Origin of the sequence: Luteolibacter sp. LG18, assembly GCF_036322585.1 — a bacterium.
Lineage (GTDB): Bacteria > Verrucomicrobiota > Verrucomicrobiia > Verrucomicrobiales > Akkermansiaceae > Luteolibacter.
Window position 1 is genome coordinate 2,228,297 of record NZ_AP024600.1, and the last position, 19,995, is coordinate 2,248,291.

General features: G+C 64.3%; 16 protein-coding genes and 1 tRNA gene. 8 read left to right on the top strand and 9 right to left on the bottom strand.

The window, feature by feature from the left end:
• The first annotated feature begins 16 nt into the window (after window positions 1–16).
• Window positions 17–808 carry a tRNA threonylcarbamoyladenosine dehydratase gene (locus llg_RS09325; protein ID WP_338289583.1) on the top strand — a complete coding sequence of 264 codons (792 nt, stop codon included), beginning with the start codon at window positions 17–19 and terminating at the stop codon, window positions 806–808.
• A 285-nt stretch (window positions 809–1,093) separates the two neighbouring features.
• Here llg_RS09325 and ykgO read toward each other — a convergent pair whose 3' ends face one another.
• Complete coding sequence (gene ykgO / locus llg_RS09330) at window positions 1,094–1,258, bottom strand: type B 50S ribosomal protein L36 (RefSeq protein WP_211631125.1); 165 nt, start codon at window positions 1,256–1,258, stop codon at window positions 1,094–1,096.
• A 196-nt stretch (window positions 1,259–1,454) separates the two neighbouring features.
• On the opposite strand from ykgO, the gene ruvB reads away from it, so the two are divergent.
• Window positions 1,455–2,492 (top strand): Holliday junction branch migration DNA helicase RuvB, encoded by a 1,038-nt coding sequence (gene ruvB / locus llg_RS09335; protein ID WP_338289584.1) that lies wholly within the window; start codon window positions 1,455–1,457, stop codon window positions 2,490–2,492.
• Between the two features lie 21 nt (window positions 2,493–2,513).
• The gene (locus llg_RS09340; RefSeq protein ID WP_338289585.1) at window positions 2,514–2,969 is read left to right on the top strand and encodes a transcriptional repressor; all 456 of its coding nucleotides are present in this window, start codon (window positions 2,514–2,516) and stop codon (window positions 2,967–2,969) included.
• Window positions 2,970–2,975: 6 nt separating this feature from the next.
• Here the strand turns inward: llg_RS09340 and llg_RS09345 are convergent, their stop codons facing one another.
• The 3 genes from llg_RS09345 to llg_RS09355 form a co-directional block, all read right to left on the bottom strand.
• Window positions 2,976–3,782: a hypothetical protein gene (locus llg_RS09345; protein ID WP_338289586.1), complete on the bottom strand. Its 807-nt coding sequence runs from the start codon at window positions 3,780–3,782 to the stop codon at window positions 2,976–2,978.
• Between the two features lie 105 nt (window positions 3,783–3,887).
• Window positions 3,888–4,841, bottom strand: coding sequence for a tRNA lysidine(34) synthetase TilS (tilS, locus tag llg_RS09350; protein WP_338289587.1), 954 nt, complete (start codon window positions 4,839–4,841; stop codon window positions 3,888–3,890).
• 376 nt (window positions 4,842–5,217) lie between these two features.
• On the bottom strand, window positions 5,218–6,255 hold the full coding sequence (locus llg_RS09355) for an agmatine deiminase family protein (RefSeq protein WP_338289589.1): 1,038 nt from the start codon (window positions 6,253–6,255) through the stop codon (window positions 5,218–5,220).
• A gap of 141 nt (window positions 6,256–6,396) precedes the next feature.
• Between llg_RS09355 and llg_RS09360 the strand changes: the two genes are divergently transcribed.
• Window positions 6,397–7,599, top strand: a complete 1,203-nt coding sequence (locus tag llg_RS09360) for a metallophosphoesterase (protein ID WP_338289590.1) — start codon at window positions 6,397–6,399, stop codon at window positions 7,597–7,599.
• A 39-nt stretch (window positions 7,600–7,638) separates the two neighbouring features.
• Window positions 7,639–9,723 carry a DUF5722 domain-containing protein gene (locus tag llg_RS09365; RefSeq protein WP_338289591.1) on the top strand — a complete coding sequence of 695 codons (2,085 nt, stop codon included), beginning with the start codon at window positions 7,639–7,641 and terminating at the stop codon, window positions 9,721–9,723.
• A gap of 133 nt (window positions 9,724–9,856) precedes the next feature.
• Here the strand turns inward: llg_RS09365 and llg_RS09370 are convergent, their stop codons facing one another.
• The gene (locus tag llg_RS09370) at window positions 9,857–10,195 is read right to left on the bottom strand and encodes a DMT family protein (RefSeq protein WP_338289593.1); all 339 of its coding nucleotides are present in this window, start codon (window positions 10,193–10,195) and stop codon (window positions 9,857–9,859) included.
• A 344-nt stretch (window positions 10,196–10,539) separates the two neighbouring features.
• Between llg_RS09370 and llg_RS09375 the strand changes: the two genes are divergently transcribed.
• Window positions 10,540–14,001 (top strand): Calx-beta domain-containing protein, encoded by a 3,462-nt coding sequence (locus tag llg_RS09375; protein WP_338289595.1) that lies wholly within the window; start codon window positions 10,540–10,542, stop codon window positions 13,999–14,001.
• Window positions 14,002–14,043: 42 nt separating this feature from the next.
• On the opposite strand, the gene llg_RS09380 is transcribed toward llg_RS09375, so the two are convergent.
• The 4 genes from llg_RS09380 to llg_RS09395 are packed head-to-tail and all read right to left on the bottom strand — an operon-like array spanning window position 14,044 to window position 18,227.
• Complete coding sequence (locus llg_RS09380) at window positions 14,044–14,802, bottom strand: hypothetical protein (RefSeq protein ID WP_338289596.1); 759 nt, start codon at window positions 14,800–14,802, stop codon at window positions 14,044–14,046.
• A 46-nt stretch (window positions 14,803–14,848) separates the two neighbouring features.
• Window positions 14,849–15,973, bottom strand: coding sequence for a glycosyltransferase family 4 protein (locus llg_RS09385; RefSeq protein WP_338289598.1), 1,125 nt, complete (start codon window positions 15,971–15,973; stop codon window positions 14,849–14,851).
• Complete coding sequence (locus llg_RS09390; protein ID WP_338289600.1) at window positions 15,952–16,869, bottom strand: mitochondrial fission ELM1 family protein; 918 nt, start codon at window positions 16,867–16,869, stop codon at window positions 15,952–15,954. Before llg_RS09390 ends, llg_RS09385 begins: the two co-directional genes overlap by 22 nt.
• Window positions 16,866–18,227: a hypothetical protein gene (locus llg_RS09395; protein ID WP_338289601.1), complete on the bottom strand. Its 1,362-nt coding sequence runs from the start codon at window positions 18,225–18,227 to the stop codon at window positions 16,866–16,868. Before llg_RS09395 ends, llg_RS09390 begins: the two co-directional genes overlap by 4 nt.
• A gap of 143 nt (window positions 18,228–18,370) precedes the next feature.
• On the opposite strand from llg_RS09395, the gene llg_RS09400 reads away from it, so the two are divergent.
• Window positions 18,371–18,442, top strand: a tRNA-Arg gene (locus tag llg_RS09400).
• A complete protein-coding gene (locus llg_RS09405) occupies window positions 18,442–19,953 on the top strand; it encodes an RES family NAD+ phosphorylase (protein WP_338289602.1) in 1,512 nt (503 codons plus the stop codon). Before llg_RS09400 ends, llg_RS09405 begins: the two co-directional genes overlap by 1 nt.
• The last annotated feature ends 42 nt before the right edge of the window (window positions 19,954–19,995 follow it).

The window sequence follows — 19,995 nt, forward strand, 5'->3', positions numbered from 1 at the left end:
CGGGCTAGGTAGCCGCGTGTCCGATGACGATTACTCGCTCCGCTTCGGCGGGATAGGTCGCCTGTATGGCGTGGCCGCGCTCGAACGTTTCCGTGCCGCCCGCGTGGCGGTGATCGGGATCGGGGGCGTGGGGTCGTGGACGGTGGAGGCGCTCGCGCGCTCCGGCATCGGGCATCTCACGCTGGTGGACCTCGATGAGATCTGCGTGACCAACGTGAACCGCCAGCTCCACGCGATGGATGGCCAGGTGGGGCGGCAGAAGACCGAGGCGATGGCGGAGCGGGTGCGGGCGATCTCGCCGACCTGCGATGTGCAGGTGCTGCCGACCTTTTTCGGGGAGAAGAACGCGGCGGAGATTCTGTCGCAGGGCTTCGATTACGTGGTGGATGCCATCGATACGGTGCGGCAGAAGTCGCTGCTGCTCGCGGAGTGCAAGCAGCGCGGGATTCCGGTAGTGACCTGCGGGGCCGCCGGTGGCCGGCGCGATCCCTCGCGGATCCGGGTGGCGGACGTGGCGCACACGATCCACGACGCGCTGCTGATGCAGGTGCGGAAGCAGCTCCGCGCGAAGCACGGGTTTCCGAAGGCCGTCACCGGCAAGAAGGCGAAGAAGTTCGGGATCGAGGCGGTGTTCACCGAGGAGGCCGCCGTGTTCCCGCAGTGCGATGGCAGCGTGTCCACGGACAAGCCGCAGGGTTCGAACCTGCGACTGAGCTGCGAGAGCGGCTACGGCACCGCCGCGCCGGTGACCGCGACCTTCGGGCTGATCGCCGCGAGCCGGGTGTTGGAGGCGTTGGCGAGGAGTTGAGGCTTCAGCCGAGGAAGGTCTTCCGGGAGGCGGAGGCCTGAAAGTTTGCGGGTTTTCAGTGTTCAGTTTTCAGGAAGAAAAGATGGGCAACGCGGAACCCATTCCACGATATCCCACTCTTCCCTTTTGCGCCTTTCTTGCGCCTCTTTGGGGCTAAAATCTCCAGAGCCTCCGCCTCCCCCTAAAGACCTTCCTCGGCTGAAGCCTCCACTCCTTCCAACGCAAAAAGACGACCCGTAGGTCGTCTTCTTGGAAAACTGGATCAGGCCTTGAGGGCCGGGGATCTTACTTCACGCCCTTCTTGGAGAGGCGGGTGCCCTTGGTCGCACCTTGGCGAGCCTTGAACTTCGGGTTCGTCTTGCAGATGACGTAGAGCGTACCCTTGCGGCGCACGACTTGGCAGTCGGCGTGGCGGCGCTTCATCGAGGCGAGCGAGGAGAGGACTTTCATGACGGGAAAAGGTTGGTCCGGATTGGGCCGGGGCGCGGAGACTACCCGGCAGCGATCCCTTGTAAAGTGGTTTCTTTTCAAAAAATCCGGTCGCGCGGATGGGTCGGTTTGAAAAAGCCGCGGTTGGAGCAGGGCTGGCGGGCGTGCGATTTGGCGTGCCCCGGTCCTTCGGATGGTGCCAAATCCGGGGGCACCGATGCCCGAGACCTTCTACCAGAAAACCACCGCCGCGCCCGCCACGTCGTTCGACGTCTCGCTGCGGCCGCCCGCGTTTTCCGAGTTCATCGGCCAGGAGAAGGTGAAGGAGAGGCTGCTGCTCATGATCGAGGCGGCGAAGCAGCGCGGCGACGTGCTCGACCACGTGCTGCTCTCCGGGCCTCCGGGCCTCGGCAAAACCACCCTCGCGAACCTGATCGCCCGCGCCGCGGGGACCCAGCTCCACACCACCTCCGGTCCGCAGATCGAGAAGGCCGGGGACCTCGCCGGGGTGCTGACGAATCTCCAGAAGGGCGATGTCCTGTTCATCGACGAAATCCACCGCCTGCACCCGGCGATCGAGGAATACCTCTACCCGGCGATGGAGGACTACCGGCTGGACATCATCATCGATTCCGGCCCGTCCGCGCGCTCGATCCAACTCAACCTGCCAAAGTTCACGCTCGTGGGCGCCACCACCCGCTCCGGCATGCTCACCGCGCCGCTGCGTTCGCGTTTCGGGCTGGTGAACCGGCTCGACTACTACTCGCTGGAGGACCTGGCGAAGATCATCGAGCGCTCCGCCGGACTGCTGGACATCGCGATCGAGCCCGCCGGGGCCCGGGAAATCGGCAGCCGCGCCCGCGGGACGCCGCGCGTGGCGAATGCCCTGCTGCGCTGGGTTCGCGATTACGCCCAGGTGAAAGGCGATGGAGTCATCACCGGCCCGATCGCCGATGCCGCGCTGGCGATGATCGAGATCGATGCGGACGGCCTCGATGAAATGGACAAGCGTATCCTCGAGGCGATGATCTACAAGTTCGGTGGCAACCCGGTCGGCCTGAACTCGCTGGCGGTGGCCGTCGGCGAGGACGCAGCGACGCTGGAGGAAGTCCACGAACCGTTCCTCATCATGCAGGGTTTCCTCCAGCGCACCCCGCGGGGCCGCTTGGCCTTGCCCGCGGCGTATGGCAAGATCGGCGCTCCGCTGCCGGTGCCGCCCGCCCGTCCGGATGAACCGCAGGGTTCGCTCTTCTGATTGCCGTCGATCTTTCCGCCCATGGCCCACCATCACCATCCCGCGAAACCCGTCACCGTCACGGTCCAGGATTTCATCGACCGCTGCCGGGAGGCGGGGCTGCGCCGCACCAAGGCGCTGGAGGAGCTGATCGCCACGCTATTGGAGAGCGGTCGTCCCATGACGCTGGCGGAACTGGCGTCCTCGGAGCGGCTCACCAGCCAGTGCGACAAGGCGACGGTGTTCCGGCTGCTGCAGCGGCTCACGGAGAAGGGCTTCGTGCGGCGGCTCGGGCTGCACGAACGCGCGGCCTACTTCACCCTGCTCGTGCCCGGGCGGCACCAGGATTACCTGATCTGTACCGAGTGCGGCACCATCGAGCCGGTGAAGGCCCCGTGCCCGGTGCATGAGCTGGAGGAAGAGATCCGCGTGAAGACGGGGTACAAGAACCTGTATCACGAGCTGGAATTCTTCGGCGTGTGCCCGAAGTGCGCGTGAGGGATTTCAATGCTCCTTGGGATTCCGCCACGTGGTGAGGAAAATTCCCTGCCGGGTCTTATGGACCGCGGGCTCGAAGTTTTCCCAGACCATGGTGAGCTTGGTGGGGGATTCGACTTTCCAGCACTCCTTGTTGGGTGAGCAGAAGGTCATTTGCCAGCGCGGGTCGCGCTTTTGCGGTCCGTCCTCGAAGGCCAGATCGTCCACGGTCAAACCATCGAGGTTGAGAGTGAACTCGGCCCGCCCGATGGAGCCCTGCCAGATCGCGCCACTGAGCGTGGTGTAATCGAAGGTGTGGTCTCCAAGGACCGAACTTCCATTGTCGGCAATGTAGTCGCGCTCGATGATCACGTCCCGATCCGGGGGAAATGTGACCTCCATGGTATGGTAGGTGACCGGCTTGGGAGCGGGCTCTCCCTGGGGAACGTCACCGAGACCGCCGGATGGAGCGCTCCCCTTGCTTTGGAACCAACCCGTTTCCTTTTGGGTGACGACTTCCTTGCCGTCCACGCGGGTGGTCATTTGGGTGATGCTGCTGACATCGACGTAGTCATCCGAGACGGCGCTGGCGGGAAACCCGACGATCTGTTTGGCGGGGGCGTCCGGCTTGGTGCTGCGGAAGACGAAGCGGCAATGGACCTTCGACTGGTGCTTGCCGAAGGTGATGTCGATCTTCTCGGAGACCATCCGGATCACGGACTCCTCTCCCTTGATCGCGCCGAGGGGCTCGGGGCCGGGGATGGCGGGTGGTAGGCTGGTGTCGTTGGCGAGGGTGGTGCCGATGACGAAGGCGAGGGGCAGCAGATGTTTCATGGGCGGGTGACCAGAGTTTCGAGAAAGAGTGGAATGATCTCCGGGATGGATTTGCGACTTCTCCGGGCGGTGAAGTCATCACACTCACAAGCAGGAATGCTTGTGCTACTCGACCACCATCCGGCCGCCACGGCGGCGCAGGTGGCGGCCGCCGGGGAGATTGACGCAGGCGGATTTGTTTTCGGGAACCAGTAGCGCGGCGGCTTGTTTGAGCAACTCGCGGTCGAGGTCGCCGACGCCGTTGGAGTGGAGGAAACGGAAGATTGCGGCGCGTTGCAGGGCGGGCGGGAGCTCGCGCATCGCGGGGACGTGGAGGCGGCCCTGGGGATCGAGGACCTTGGCGCGCTCCAAGGCCCAGGTGAGGATCTCGTCCTGGTCCTCGCCGGCGTCGGCGGCGCGCCACAGTGAGGGCACGGCATCGCGGCCGCTGATGTGGGAGAGCTGCGGGATCGCCTCGTGGCGGAGACGGTTGCGGGCGGTGATCGGTTCGGCGTTGGTGGCGTCCTCGCGCCACGGCAGGTCGAGCTCGTGGAGGTGGCGGCGGAGTTCCCAGCGGCGTACGCCGAGCAACGGGCGGATCAATTCCAGCTCGCGGCCATCGACGGTGATCTTCTGGTGCTCGCGCATGCCCTTCGCTCCGTACGATCCGCGTAGTAGATTCCAGAGCACGGTTTCAGCTCGGTCGTCGGCGTGGTGGGCGAGCAGCACGCGCGGGCAGCGGTGGCGTTTCGCGCAGGCTGCGAAGAAGCGGTGGCGGGCCTCGCGGCCGGCGGTCTCGAAGGATTTCCCGGACGCCTCCGCCAGCGCGGCGACGTCCTGGGTGTCGATCTCGCAAGCCAGCCCGTGGGCGGCGCAGAGTTCGGCCACGAAACCGGCGTCGAGATTGGCGACCTGGCCGCGCAGGCCGTGGTTGAGGTGGCAGACGATGAGCTTGCGGAAGCCCGCGCCGAGCAGGAGGTGGAGGAGGGCAACGGAGTCCGCGCCACCGGACACGCCGATCAGGAACTTGTGGGCGTGCGGCGTTTCTTTCAGCCACGGGATCTCCGGCACGTAGGGCACGAGGTGCTTCCTAGCATGCGGCCTGGCGGAGGAACAGGGAAACGAGAGGCCGCGGGCGAGCGGGGGAAAGGGGGCCGAAGAGCCGCTCCGGTGTGCAAAGGCTGTCCATCAAAAGTCCGGAGCGGCACGATCTCTTCGGGGGGAGCACCAGCGTGTTTTCTGCTTTGGGACGGAAGCCGCGCTGGCGAAAAATCGGTGTCTCCCCCGGCTTCCGGGCCGGGCCGTCCGCTGCGGAGCGGGCGATCGAACTTGGGGTTGGGGGGAGTTTGTCGCGTTGGGGATCAACCGGGCGACAGGAGAAGACTACCACTTTTCCGGCCGTTGGATACCCACGCGATCGCGGGAAGGGGGAAGCTCAAATTTGAAATCTCAAATCTCAGAGGCCAGAAGCGGGCTGCTGCTGGGAAATGCAGTGCAGCGTGCCGCCTTCCTCGACGAGATCCAGGCAATCGATGCCGGTGACCTCGCGGCCGGGGAAGAGCTCGCGGATCAGGCCGAGCGCGCGGTCGTCGTTGCGGGCCTGGCGGAAGGTGGGGACGAGCACGCCGCCGTTCACGATGAGGAAATTCACATAGGACGCGGGCAGCACCGGCAAGCGCCAGCCGGGGACCTCGCAGGCTTCCGGCAGGGCGATTTCCACTACGTCGAAGCCGAAGGAATTCAGCCGGCTCCAGTTGTCCTCCAGCACCGGATAGTTCGGCGAGGAGCGGTCCTTTTCGCGGCAGGCGACGATGGTCTTCTCGTTTGCGAAACGCGCGAGGTCGTCGATGTGGCCGTCGGTGTCATCGCCTTCGATGCCTTGTTTCAGCCAGAGGATGTCGGACACGCCGAGGGTGTCGCGGAGCTTTTGCTCCATCTGCTCGCGGCTCAGGTGCGGGTTGCGGTTCGGATTGAGCAGCACCGCCTCGGTGGTGAGGAGCTGGCCGCGGCCATTGATTTCGATGGCACCGCCTTCGAGGATCATGCCGCCTTCGAAACGGCGCAGGCCGAGGGTGTCCGCGATCTGACGCGGGATCGAGTCATCGAGATCGTAGGGCGGAAACTTGCCGCCCCAGGCGTTGAAGCCCCAATCGGTCACGGCGAGTTCGCCGGTTTCATGGTGCTTCACGAAAATCGGGCCGTGATCGCGGCACCAGACGTCGTTGTGCGGGTGGTCGAACAGTTCGATATGCTCGGGCACCGCCTTGGCGCGGTTGCATGCCGCGCGGATCGCGGCATGGTCGGCGGCGGGGGCGTTGATCCGGCACGGTTCGTGGCGGGAAATCCCGGCGGCGATTTCGGCGAATTTCGCCCAGATCAGGTCGCGCTTGCTACCGCCCCAGTGGCGCGGGTCGTCCACGGGCCAAGACAGCCACACGGCTTGCTGGCGGGTCCATTCGGCGGGCATCGAGAATCCTTGGGCGGCGGCGGTCACGGCGGGAGATTTCCGTCCGGAGCGGCGGTTGCCAAGTTCCAACGGTGCCCGGATTGGCAGAACGCCCACGCTTTCTTTCAAAGTCGCAAACCCGCAAGAATGTTGGGGACGGTGACGTTTCAGACACGTAATTTTCCGATTATGAAGCGACGTGGATTTCTTGGCAGTGTGACGGGTGGAGTGGTGGCTGGAGCGGCGGGGTTGACCCGTGCGGCGGAAACTCCAGCGGCGGCGGAGACCCCGGCGCAGGCGCTGCGGACCACGGCGGCGGTTCACATGGCCCCGCGCGCGGATGGCCTGGAGGTGGTGTGGGCGGTGAGCCGCCTCGCCCGCGGTTGGGTGGAGTGGAAGGGCTCGGATGGCACCACCGGCAAGGCCCACGAGGATGCCTACGGCTTCGTGCCGCAGGGCGACCGCATCGTGCGGGTGCGCGTGTCCGGCCTGAAACCGGGGGCCACGTACCAGGTCCGCACGGTGACCGAGTCCGGCGATGCCGCGAAGACGCGCGACGAAAGCCCGTGGAAGAATTTCCGCCCGCTCGATGGCAAGGCCGCCACGACGAAGTTCGTCGTTTGGAACGACACCCACCAGAACGAGGAAACCCTCAAGCGCCTCCACACCGCCACCCCGGCCGCCGATTTCCTGCTGTGGAACGGCGACACCTGCAACAACTGGGACAAGGAAGAGTGGCTCGCGCCGACCTTGCTGAGCCCCGCCGGGCAGGACGTCAGCGAAGGCCGACCGATGTTCGTGGTGTGGGGCAATCACGACGTCCGCGGGAAGTGGGCGTTCAAGATGCCCGAGATCATCGCCACGCCGAGCGACCGTCCGTTCTACGCCTTCCGCAGTGGTCCGGTGGCTTTCATCTGCCTGCACACCGGCGAGGACAAGCCGGACGACCATCCCAGCTTCGGTGGCCGCGTGGCCTTCGAGCTGCTGCGGGTGCAGCAGGCGGAATGGATGAAGCAGGTGATCCAGCAGCCGGAGTTCCGGGACGCACCCTACCGGGTCGTGTTCTGCCACATCCCGCTACGCTGGACGAAGGAGAACCCGAAGGACTACGCGGGCGGTGGCTACGACGATTTCAGCCGCTTCAGCCGCGAGGCCTGGCATGACGTGCTGGTGCAGTGGAAGACGCAGATCGTGGTCTCCGGCCACACCCACCAGACCGCGTGGATCCCGGGCACGAAGGAGTTTCCGTATGCCCAGCTCGTCGGCGGTGGTCCGAAGCCACAGGCCGCGACGTTCATCGAGGGAACCGCGGACAAGAGCGCGCTCAAGTTCACGATGAAGGATCTCGATGGCAAGGTGCTCCAGGAAGTTTCGTTCAAGGCGCTGGCGTGATGGTTGAAATCCGGGCCGCATACGCCCCGTAGCCGCCGGATGCAGGTTTTCCCGGGTGTGCTCGTGATCGCCGCCGCGCTGTGCCTCACAGCGCGTGCGGCGGATGTGCCTTGTGCCATCGATCCCGCGAGCGCCCACCATCTGGCGATCACGAAGGCGGACGACGGCTCGTGGGAATTGCGGACCCAGGGCCACGATCCCTATGTGTTCCTCTCCGCCCTGCCGCCGGGTGCGACGGCGGAGGGGCGCACGGTGCTGGAGCTCGGGTATTTCAGCACCACCGGCACGGACCATTTCCAGGTGTTCGTGAATCCGCCGTGCCGGGAGGATACCAGCGTGCGAGGGGCAGGGATCGTGCCCGCGCAAGGGTGGTCCACGCAGTCGTTGGATCTCGCGCCCGCGTTGAAGAAGGCGGGGGCTCCGCCGAAGAACCTGCGCCTCGATTTCGGCACGCAGCCGGACAAGGTGATCCGGCTGCGCTCGCTGACACTGCGTCCGATGAACGCGGCTGAGATCGCGCGCCGCGATCAGGACGAGGAGAAGGCGCGGTTGCGGCAGCAGCTCACCGACCGGCTGAAGCAATACCTTGCCGCGTCTTATGCGTCGGTCATCGATCACGTGACCATCGTGGACCAGCAGGTGGTCATCGAGGGATACGTGGCCCCGGGGATCGCGAAGGTGGCGATCGCCGAGCTGCCGATGGAGCGTGAGGCTTATTTGGATCCGCCACCAGCGCCGGGCTTGGAGTTGCAGTTGGATGAGCGGCGTCGGTTTCATCTGGAGCTGCCGCGGATGGCAGGCGGTCTCGACCGGATGTTTTCGAAATGGCGGCTGGTCGGTGATGGCGCTCCGGTGTCCACCGCGCGCCATGCGGACAGCGTCGTGGCGGGCGACGCGCCTCCGGTCGAAATGCCAGTGGGCAGGAAGGGAATCGGCGGTTTCCATCATGGCGGACCGGTGGAGGACATCGCCGCGTTGGGGGTTGGCTCGGCCACGGTGAACCTGCCGCTCGGCACCTTGCTGCGTCTCACGCCCGGACCGGGGCGGACGGAGTTTCAACATGGCGGGAAGACGTGGTATGTGGATGACCGCACGGTGGCGGGATTCGATGCCACGTTGAAGGCCGCGGCGGATCGTCATCTCATTGTCTCCGGCATCCTGCTGCTGCCTCAGGTCAGGGGCTTCGCCGATCCCGAGGTGGGTCGGCGCATGGTTCATCCCGAGGCCGATCCGGCGGGCATCTACACGATGCCGAATGTGACCACCGCGGAAGGCGTGGCGACTTATGCGGCGGCCGTGGATTTCCTCGCCACCCGATACAGTCGTCCGGACAAGCGCTTTGGCCGCATCCATCACTGGATCCTGCACAACGAGGTGAACTCGGGATGGATCTGGACGAACGCGGGCGATCAGACGGTGGAGCGTTACACGGATCTCTATGTCCGCTCGATGCGGATCGTGCACCTCATCGCGTCCCAGCATGATCCGGCGTCGAAGGTGTTTGTCTCGCTTGAGCACGATTGGAACAAGCCGTATGGCCTGCACTGTTATCCGGGGAAGACGATGCTGGAACTCATCGCTGCGCTATGCCGGGCCGAGGGCGATTTCGAATGGGCGCTCGCGTTCCATCCCTATCCCTCCGACCTAATGGAGCCGAAGGCGTGGAACGACAAGGATGCCACCGCTTCATTCGACACGCCGAAAATCACCTACAAGAACCTGGAGGTGCTGGACGCATGGATGCGGCGTCCGGAGATGTTGTTCCAAGGGCAGCCGCGGGACATCCATCTCACCGAGCAGGGGGTGAATTCACGTGATTACTCGGAGGTCTCCCTGCGCGAGCAGGCGGCGGGGATGGCCTATGCCTGGAACAAGCTCAAGCCGCTCTCCACGATCAAGGTGTTCGATTACCACAACTGGATCGACAACCGCGCCGAGGGCGGACTGCGCATCGGCTTGCGGAAGTTTCCGGATGAACAGGGCGATCCGCTCGGCAAGAAGCCGGTGTGGGAGGTTTACCGCGCTCTCGATACTCCGGACGAAGCGGCCACCACCGGATTCGCGAAGCCGCTCATCGGGATCAGGGAGTGGAGCGAGGTGAAGATGGCGGCGCCGACGAGGTGATTGTAGCTGAAAGCTCCGCTTTCCCTCTTCGGGGGAGATACTTCGGCCTCCCTGCCCACCGCCAACTGGAGCTGGCGGAGACGATTCGAAAGCGGAGCTTTCGACTACATTGGCGGAGCAGCCATCATCGTCCTCACTTCCGGAACATGAAGAACACCGCGCCCGCGAGGCACAGGCCGGCGTAGGCGTAGTTCCAGGAGAGCTTCTCTTTCATGAAGAAGACCGCGAAGGGCACGAACAAGGTGAGTGTGATCACCTCCTGGATAATCTTGAGTTGAGCGGTCGTGAACACCTGCGAACCGATCCGGTTCGCGGGGACTTGGAAGAGGTATTCGAACAAGGCCACGCCCCAGGAAATGAAGGCCGCGATCCACCATGGCTTGCTCTTCAGTTCCTTCAGGTGGCCGTACCACGCGAAGGTCATGAAGACGTTCGAAATGCAGAGCAGCAGGATCGTTCGCAGGCCGGGCATGCGGGAGCGTTAAGACGCCATTGTCACTCCCGCAAGGAACGATGTGATCGACAAATTTAGCATGCCTGAAGTATGAGGCATTCATGAAAGTCATCCGGAGGGGGTATCCGTGGGTTTTCTTGGCGTTGTTGATCACGGCTGGCGGGTTGGTGGTTTTCCACCGCCCGGACCGTTCGCAAAAAACGCCGGAAATTGTGGCCGAAAATGCGACCGTTGAGCGGGCGATCGCGGCGGTAAGTTTGCAGGAATGGATGCAGGCGTCGGAGGGCGGATCGCCGCATGACGAGGCGCTTGCGCGGGGCATCGAGTTGGCTCGGCAGCGTCGGTTGGAGCTCTCCGCTCTGATGAAGAGCGATCCGTCCGCGGCGCTGGCGCAGGTTCTTTCCTACTCGCAACTTCAAGCGCTTCCCGCGGCGGTCCGTGCCGAGTGCGAGAAGCCCTGGAGTGCCACCGGCAGCATCGACCTGCGCTGGGAGTCGTCGCCCCGCGAGGCGGACCACGCCCACTGCGATCACCAGAACATCGCCTATGTGGGGAACGACCATTGGCGGATCCGCGGACCGGAGTTCATGGAGCCCCAATTGCCGCGGACGAACGCCCCGATGCAGGGCTATCTCATCGGCGACGAGCTGCTGCTGGAAGCCTCCGCGGTTCATCCGGTGGCGGGTGCGGAGCTGACGGCGGCGAAGGAGCTTTTCCCGGTGGGCAACCCATCGGTCGATCCGGTGGCCGGCGTGCAGGCCGATCCGGCGATCGCCGCGGTGGTGGGGGGAAAGCTCCACTACTTCGCGAGCACCGCTTCTCTCCAGACCATCGAGGATCGTTTGGCCCAGGCCACTCGGGACGCCGAGGCCACCAAGACCACCGCGCTCAACCACGGCATGGCGTTCCTCGAAGCCAGCTCCGGTTCGAGCGGCGGCAGCACGCCGGTCGAGGCGACGCCGTATCTGGGCAATGCCATCAACGTCCTTTTCATCCGCGTGGACTTCTCGGACTTTCCGGGTGAGCCGGTGAGCAAGTCCGCGCTCGAGTCCACGCTTTCGATCGTCAACGGCTACGTCAACAGCTACTCGTATGGCCAAGCCTCGGTGGCCTACACCGTCACGCCGACCTACTACCGCATGCCGGCCACCGGCGCGTCCTACGCGACCGCGGGCAACAACGACGGGCTCATGTCGGCGGCCAAGACGCTCGCCACCAATGCCGGCTACAACCTGGCGAACTACAGCGTGGTGGCGGTCTATTTCCCGAGTCTCTCCGGGGTGGCGAATTCCCAGATCACCTATGGGGGCCTGGCGTCCGTGGGCGGGGGCAACCATTGGATCAACGGAGCCAACGATGCCTCCACGATCACCCACGAGTTCGGCCACAACTACGGCCTCTTCCACGCGAATTACTGGGACCCGGACCACGATTTCAGCGGCATCGCCGACTACAACGATCCGGCTGGCAACAGCTACGAATACGGCGACCTCACCGACACCATGGGCTACGAGGCGAATGGTGCGAACGGCTACTTCAATCCCTTCGAAACCCGCCGCCTGGAGTGGATGCCGTCGAACAAGGTGGTGGAGCCCACCGGCACCGGCACGTGGCGGATCAGCCGCTTCGACGACCCCAGCGCGCTTTCGAACCAGACCTTGGCGCTGCGCGTGCCGATGGGCGGGAGCCGCTACTACTGGGTGGGATTGCGCAAGCGCTACACCACCCCGACCAATTTCCTGAACGCAGCCTACGTGGTGGCGGAAGGACTTTACGCGGGGCGCTCGAACCTGATCGACATGACGCCGAATTCCTCGGGCAGCGCGACCAACGACCGTCGCGACGCGGGCCTCATCGTCGGAGCGTCCTACTACGACAGCTCGGCCGGGGTGAAATTCGAAACGCTGGCCTCGGGTGGCACGGCCCCCAACGAGTGGATCGACGTGAAGGTCACCTTCGATCCGCGCATCTCCATCGTGGACACCACGCCGGAGGTGGATGAGAAGGCGGGTACGGCACTGGTCACCGTGCGCCGCAGCTACGGGGCCACCGCCGCGGCGAGCGTGGGCTTCGCCACCGCCAACGGCACGGCCACCGCGGGTACCGACTACTATACGGCCAGTGGCACGCTGACTTGGGCGGCGGGCGACAATACGGACCGCGTCATCCGTGTGCCGATCCGTCCGGATGCCTCCAACGAAGGCCGTGAGACCTTCACCGTCCAGCTCAGTGGCGCCACCGGTGCCACGCTCGATGGGGCCGCCAGCACCGCGACGGTGACGATCGTCGACGCGGGCAAACAGCTCCTGAAGTTCGCGCCCGGCTTCTTCAACCTCAAGGCCACCACGAATGCGCCGCTGCCCGATGGCAAGGTGCTCATCGGCGGCTTGATCAGCCCGGCTTCCGGCGAATACCAGGACGTCCACAATTTCACCCGCCTCAATGCCGATGGCTCGGTGGACACCTCGTTCCTCACCGGCAGCGGGTTTGATGCGGAGGTGTTGAAGATCGTGGTGCAGCCGGATGGCAAGATCCTCGTGGGCGGCCTGTTCACCACCTACAACGGGGTGACGGCGAACCGTCTGGTGCGCCTGAATTCGAATGGCACGCTCGACACCGCGTTCATGACGGCGATGGGGGCCGGGCCGAGCGGAGGGGTGAATGTGAGGGCCTTGGCGGTGGAGAGCACGGGGGCGATCCTGGTGGGAGGAGACTTCAGCAGTTTCTCCGGGACATCTACGGAAGGTCTGATCCGGCTGACTTCCACGGGAGCGCCCGATACCGCCACACCTCTTACCCTGCCGTTCGCCACCTCGTGGAACTCCGCCGTGTATGACCTTATCGCTCAAGACGATGGCAAGATCATGGTGGCAGGCTCCTTCTACATTGGACCGGGTGCTCCCTATCGGCCAGGGGTCGCGCGATTGAATGCCAATGGCTCCCGCGACACGACTTTCGATCCGGGCGCTGGTCCGTATGGTGCGACAGTGACCACGCTCGGAACTGTGACCTGCATCGCCAGGCAGTCCGATGGAAAGTACGTCCTTGGCGGTATATTTTCCAACTACGATGGGCACCCGGTCTCCAACTTGGTCCGAACCAATGCGAACGGAACGTGGGATTCCTCCTTCAGTGGTCCGACGTTCAACAGCACCCCGCAGGATGTGGTGGCTCAGGGCTCGGGGGGCATCGTAGTGGGTGGCTGGTTCACCTCGCCGGCCAACTATCTGATTCGCCTGACGTCCACAGGAGCCACGGACTCCAGTTTCCTGTCGGGCACCGGTCCGGGAGGGTCGGTGTACTCGGTGGTGGAAGGGCCGGATGGCGCTTTGTTTGTCGGCGGCAACTTCTTCACCTACGATGGCGTGACCTCACGCCCGATCGTGAAGGTGGCGGGTGGCACCAGCCCGTATCAACTGTGGGCGATCTCCAGCTTCACCGCCGCCCAGTTCACCGCGGGCCTGACCGATCCGGAGGACGATACGGATGGCGATGGCGTCCGGAATGGCACCGAGTTCGCGCTCGGCACCAATCCGCGGGTGGGCGGCACCGTCGCGGCGGGAACCACCACGCTGGCCACCAGCGGGCCCAACCGCTACCTCCAACTGAGCCTAGATCGCAGCGCTTCGGTCGGCGGTCTTTGGGCGGTCGCGCAGTTCAGCAGTGACCTCGTGACCTGGGCCCCCGCGGCGCCGGTGCCGGGCAGCAATGCCACCTACGACGTGATCGAGGACACCGGGGCGAAGTTCACGGTCCGCGACAAGACCGCCGTCTCCAGCTCGGCGAAGCGCTTCGGCCGGATCGTGTTCAAGATGCCGCAGTGAAAGGAAAAGGCGCGGGACCCATCGGTGCCGCGCCTTGCTTGCTCACATCTTCCAGTGCTCCGCCACCCACGGGGCGGGCAGCACGCGGTGGTGGATGCGCTTGCCCTTGTGGCCCTTCGGCGCGTCCACCGGGTCGGGGTGGCCATGGAAGACCAGGAACTTCGCGCCCTTCGGCTTGCGCGGGGCGATGAAGAGGTTCAGCGGGAAGGTCGGGCGGCAATGGCGCTTGAACGAGGCCACCCATTCGTCCGGCCACCAGTATTTCTCTTTCATCGCATAGGTGAGGAAGGCCTGCTCGGTCTGGAACTTCGAGCGGTCGTCGGCGTCCTCGATCTCGCGGATGAAGGTCTGGTAAATGTAGTCGGACTTGCCGGCCTCGAAGCGGAAGATCGACGAGTTCCCGATGTCCGGGCGGCCGCGGGTGATCTGCTTCCGGGCCTCGATCCAGTTGTGGATGATGCAGTTCTTCCCCGGCATGTAGTCGAAGAAGCAATCGATGTCCTCGAGGATCACCAGATCGAGATCGAGGAACATCGTCGGGCCTTCCAGGTTCGCGAAGCCGTCCTTGGTCATGACCAGCTTCATGAACACGTTCGGCCACTTCGCCTGCTTGATGCCCGGGTTCTCGGGAAACGGCACGGTCTCCACCTCCGGTAGCAGGTCGGTGGTGTCGTCGGTGATGCAGAGGAAACGGAACGGCCGCTTCAGGTGCCGCTGCAGCGAGCGGAACAGGATGTTCACGTAGGGCGCCGGGTAGCGGGTGCCCCATTTCATGCAGACGATATTGACGGGAGACGACACGGGAAAATGGACGGTTGGTGAGCGGGAGGGCCGGAGGCGGGCGGGGTCAGACCCGCGGGGTGGCGAGGAGTTCCTGATACACGCCGACGGTTTGGTCCAGCATGCGTTGCAGGGTGAAGGGATGGGAAGACGGAACCGCGGGCCGCCGGTCGAGGAATCCACGGACGATTTCCACGGCCCTGGTGGTGTCCCGCGGCGGAATCCGCCCTTCCGGGAAAAGCTCTTCCAATTGCTCGCCCACACCGCCGTGGTCGTAGCCCGCCACCGGCACGCCCAGCGACAGGGCCTCCAAGGTGGTGCGGCCGAAGGATTCCGGTTGGCGGGTGAGGGAAACCACCACGTCCGAGATCGCGAGGATGTTTTTCAGGTCAGAGCGGTTGCCGGTGAAGGTCACCTGGCGGCGGAGTCCGGAAGCATCGGCCAGCGCCTTGATTTCCGCGAGGTAGGCCTGTTTTTTGGGATGCGCGCCCCCGGCGATCACGCCGTGGACATGGGGATCATTGAGCGTGGCCAGGATTTTGAGGAAATCCTCGTGCCCTTTCAACCGGGTGATCCGTCCCGGCAGGGTCACCAGTTTCTTGCCCTTGGTATCGGGGAAATCCGTCTCGAATTTCTTCCGCCACTCCTCGGGAGGCTGCCAGCCGTGGGGGTAGTCCATCGGGTCGACGCCGCGGTGGATCACCCGCAGCTTGTCGGGTCTGGCCCGCGGGTAGTGGGAAATCACGAACTGCCGGATGCTGTCCGAGACGCAGATCACGCGCTCGCCGCAGGTCATGATCTCCGACCAGCGGTTCACCGAATTGAAGCCATGCACGGTGGTCACCAGCCGGGGCCGGGTCCGTGGGTCCATCTTCCGCCACGCGAGGTAGGCCACCCAGGCGGGCACCCGCGATCGCAGGTGGAGGATGTCCGGTTGTTCCTCTTCCAGCCATTTGCGGAGCTTCGGAACCAGCATCAGGGTGCACAGGCGCTTCCGGCCGATCGGCCAGGAAAGGTGCCGGGAGCCTTCGTATTCGAGGCTGTTCACCATCCGGCCACCGCCGGAAATCACCGTGGACTCGTGACCCGCGGTTACGAGGTGGCGTGCCAGTTCCAGCGTGCCGCGTTCGACGCCGCCACTGTCCAGCTCGGGTAGCAATTGGACGACCTTCATCTCGCCTGCGGGTACCATCGTTCCAAGATCAGTCCGGCGCAACGGTCTGCTTCACGCAGGACCTGGCCGGGCGGGGGAAGCACGCCGTCGTGCTTCCACGTGTCATAAGGGGTGGCGAATCCGTCCGCGACCAAGCGGTCGATGCCGCGGGCCACGCGGCCGGTTTTCTGGCGCGGCACCGGCAGCAGCCCGACCCGGGCCCCGCTGGTGAGGGATTCGTAGATCATCGAAATGCTGTCCTCGGTGACCCACGCCTCCGCCGCTGCCGCCAGCCGGTCTGGCAACCAGCCACGGTCGGTTTCCTCATGCGGAAACAGCTCGATGCGGGGAAAGCGCGAGCGGATCTTGGCGCGCACTCCCTCCGGCGTCCGGCGGGAGTCGGTGAGCGTCCAAGTGGCTTCCGGCGCGCTCGCCACGATGTCCGCCAGCGCGCGAAGCGTGCCCTCCGTGTCCCAGCCATGGGTCGAGGACGGGCCGCCGATCAGGATCATCCGGCCGGACTTCGGCGTGCCATCGGCCACGTGGACCCGGTTGAGCGCGCCGACGGTCGGGACGATGTTGCCGCCCGGCACACCGCGGAGGTCGTGCCGAGGCACTAGGCAGAGGTCGAAGAGGCCGGCGGGCAGGCTCGGTTTCATCAGCACCACGCAGGGGGTGCCGGTGCGGCGGGCCAGCCCGATCATCGGCACGTGGGTGGCATGGCCCGCGCCCACGATCAGGGACGGGGCCGGAAACTCCCGGCTCTGCCGGAATGTGCTCCGCAGCCGGGCGATCAGGCGCTCGCCGCCGGACAGGTCGATGCGGTGGACCGCGACCGGAATCCGCCGGCCGATCGCCTCGGCCAGCCCGAGCGATTGGTTCTCATGGCCCGGCTTTCCATCGCCGAGCTGCCAGATGACGAAAGGGGAATTCACGAAGCTCCCGAGGATGGCGTGGCCACCAGGGCGTCCGCAAGTTCTCTCCATCCCGCCTCACCGGTGGGGCGGGGGAAGGAGCGGGTGAAGGGCTTCCCGTTCGGTCCGCAGCCGATCACCGAGCGCAGGCCGAAACGCCGCGCCGCCTTGGCCAGCGCGCGGTTGCCATCGAGCAACAGCGCGAAATCCAGCGGAGCCGGGTGGTTGCCATCGCTACGCTCCAGCACGCCGGGATAGTGCTCGGGCGGGGCGTCGGAGGCCCACCACACCCGCTGGATGCGGTCGTCTTCCGGCAGCGGCGGCAGGTTGCCATCGTCCAGCACGTCGATTCGCGCGTCCGGCCGGACCTCGAGGATGCGGGTCAGCGCGGCTATCGCCTCCGGGGCGTCGGCGGGTAGGGTGGCGAGCAGGCGCGTCGGCACCGTCGCCGCCTGCGCGGGCTCGGTCGGCGAGGCCTTGGTGTAAAAACTCAGCGGCCGGGTGCGGTCCACCCGCCAGCGGTCGTGGAACCAGAACACGTCGGTGATCTGGTCGCGCATCGCCGTTTCCAAATGCTGCATCAGCTCCGCCGTGCCGACCTGCTCCGGTACCGGGCGCAGGGTCATCGTCCACGTGCCGTCATCGGCGCTGACGATCGAAAGGGTCACGATCCGGCTCCTTGCACGACGTGCGAGCAGGCTCGGCAGCGGGGTGCAGGACGAAAGCCGCCCGAAAAACGGGCACAGCTCGCCGTGGCCACCGGCGCGCTGGTCGCTCATCACGGTGACCAGGCCGCCCTCGCGGACGACCTTGGCCGGGCCCATGAAACCATCGTGCTTGCTGAACACCGCGGCTCCCTGGTTGGTGCGGCGCTCGACCGTGAGGGCATCGAGCAGTGGATTTTCCAGCGGGCGGTAGATCGGCCCCCCCGAGCGGTAGCGGCCGAGGTGAGAGTGGGCCTGCGCCAGCATCTCCCAGTTCCCCATGTGGGCCCAGGACAGCACCGTGCCGAGACCGGCGGAGGCGCGGTCCGCCAGATGGTGGACGCCCCGCACCCGCAGATAGGGGAACAGTTCCTCCGGCGTCATCATCGCGGAGCGCAGGCTGCCGAGCAGGTTCCGGCCGGCCCGGCGGAAGGTGTCCCGCACCATTCGTTCGCGCTCCGCTTCCGCGGGACGGTCGGCGGCCGTGGCGATCCGGAGATTCCGGGTCACGAGCTGGCGGTGCTTCCGCGAAACCAGCCGCACGCCGGTGGCCAGCACCTCGCCGAGGATGGTCACCACATCCAGCGGGATCTGGCCGAGCAGCCCCTCCATGCGCAGATACAGCGCGTACTCCACCCGGTGGGCGAGGCTGGGGCGCTTGGCAGATTCGGTCATGGGCCCGCGATCCTGCCGTCCGATCCCCACCCGGGCAAGCCCGTGATGCACCGGTCCCGGGAGCGGGTCCGAGCGGGATTTTCTTTCCCCGCCCCGCTCCCATCGGGTAGGAACCCGGCGCGGACTACCGGTCCGCACCGCAAGCTCCCATAGTTCAACGGATAGAACGAGGGTTTCCTAAACTCTAAATCTGGGTTCGATTCCCGGTGGGAGCATGTTAATAAAAAGCAATGAGTTGCGTGCTTTGGCCAGAATGCTTTCATCAAGCCAAGAGGCCATGAAACGAAACCATCGGGTCGACGGCGACCAGCATCTCTGCTGGATGTGCGTATCGGACAAATTCCTGAAGCAACGTATCAAACAAACCGGCCGGAGGTTTAGGTGCAGCTTTTGCGAACGACCTTCAGCCAAAACGGTTCCTCTGTCCCTGTTGGCGAACTGGATCGAGAAGGTTTTTGAAGATCACTTCGAGCGAACCTCCCCTGATCCATCAGACGATGATTATTGGCATCTTCGAAACTCAGAATGCGGTTCGTGCTGGTATCGTGACGGAGAGCCGCTCCCTGATTTGATCTGCGAAATCACCGGAGTTAACGCACTGGTTTCCGATGCACTGGTGGAAATTCTCTCCGATCGCCATTTTAGGCACGACTTGGCAGAAATGGGTGAAGAGTGTGATTTCGCGAAGGATTCAAGCTACAGTGAACGCGGGATAAGCCAGTATGGCCATCATCAAGAAGCGTGGCATAATTTCGAGCAAAGCCTGCATCGAGACAGCCGATTCTTCAATCGGTATGCCTGCGAAGTTCTCGACGAAATTTTTCAAGGAGTTGAAGATCTTGGTACTTACAAGGGTGAATGTCCCGTGCGAGACATTGGTCCCGGAACTGATATCGAGAATCTCTTCCGGGCTCGCGTTTTTCAATCGGCAGAAACTTTGGAAAGGGCATTGAAACGTCCTGATTTGGAAATAGCTCCGCCTCCAAATGAAAGAGCTGCTGCAGGACGCATGAATCCACATGGCGTATCCGTTTTTTACGGGGCTAGCACGCCGGCCACTGCACTTGCGGAAGTGCGTCCGCCGGTCGGCGCAGATGTCGTGATCGGCGAGTTTGAACTGCGGCGGAGCGTAAGGATTCTCGACCTCAGAAAGCTCCAAGAAGTAGTGGTGGAAAACAGCTATTTCGACGAAAATTGTCGAACCTTAATCGAGCGAGCCGCATTCCTCAGGGAATTGAGTTGTCGAATCGTTCAGCCTGCCATGCCCGAACGCGCGGATAGGGATTACCTTGTAACTCAAGTAATTGCTGACTACCTCGCGTCCCAACGTAATTTAGATGGCATCCTTTTTCCCTCAGTGCAAACAAGCGAGGGGTTCAATGTGGTTCTCTTCCCAAGGGCATCTCGGACGGAGCGGTTCGCACTTCCTGAGGGTGCTGACATTTCTGTCGGGCCTGCTGGGTATGACGACGACAGGCCATCCCGAGATTTTTCTGTGCATGTTTCCCTTCCTCCCACGGAAGAGGGGCAATGCGATTTGGGTGATGAGTCGATCGCTCCCTTTGCGTTTCCGAATGTTGATAATGACAGCAGGCAAACGACGTTGCGCCTCCGTCCCAGTAGCATTGTGGTCCATCGGGTCCGGGAGGTTCGGTTCGAAACGATTGCTGCGACCGTGATGAGAACAGAATTACCTCGAGGTCCTGACCTTTCTTGGATGCTATAGGGAAGGATTGCCCCTTTACGGAAAAAGGTCTCCCAAAGGGCC

What these genes read in the sequence shown, in the direction of transcription:
- llg_RS09340 (WP_338289585.1), top strand. Translation starts at nt 2,514, where the DNA reads ATGGCCCACCATCACCATCCCGCGAAACCCGTCACCGTCACGGTCCAG.
- llg_RS09370 (WP_338289593.1), bottom strand. Translation starts at nt 10,195, where the DNA reads ATGCCCGGCCTGCGAACGATCCTGCTGCTCTGCATTTCGAACGTCTTC.
- ykgO (WP_211631125.1), bottom strand. Translation starts at nt 1,258, where the DNA reads ATGAAAGTCCTCTCCTCGCTCGCCTCGATGAAGCGCCGCCACGCCGAC.
- llg_RS09395 (WP_338289601.1), bottom strand. Translation starts at nt 18,227, where the DNA reads ATGACCGAATCTGCCAAGCGCCCCAGCCTCGCCCACCGGGTGGAGTAC.
- llg_RS09365 (WP_338289591.1), top strand. Translation starts at nt 7,639, where the DNA reads ATGCAGGTTTTCCCGGGTGTGCTCGTGATCGCCGCCGCGCTGTGCCTC.
- ruvB (WP_338289584.1), top strand. Translation starts at nt 1,455, where the DNA reads ATGCCCGAGACCTTCTACCAGAAAACCACCGCCGCGCCCGCCACGTCG.
- llg_RS09385 (WP_338289598.1), bottom strand. Translation starts at nt 15,973, where the DNA reads ATGGTACCCGCAGGCGAGATGAAGGTCGTCCAATTGCTACCCGAGCTG.
- llg_RS09345 (WP_338289586.1), bottom strand. Translation starts at nt 3,782, where the DNA reads ATGAAACATCTGCTGCCCCTCGCCTTCGTCATCGGCACCACCCTCGCC.
- llg_RS09375 (WP_338289595.1), top strand. Translation starts at nt 10,540, where the DNA reads ATGAAGAGCGATCCGTCCGCGGCGCTGGCGCAGGTTCTTTCCTACTCG.
- llg_RS09360 (WP_338289590.1), top strand. Translation starts at nt 6,397, where the DNA reads ATGAAGCGACGTGGATTTCTTGGCAGTGTGACGGGTGGAGTGGTGGCT.
- llg_RS09405 (WP_338289602.1), top strand. Translation starts at nt 18,442, where the DNA reads ATGTTAATAAAAAGCAATGAGTTGCGTGCTTTGGCCAGAATGCTTTCA.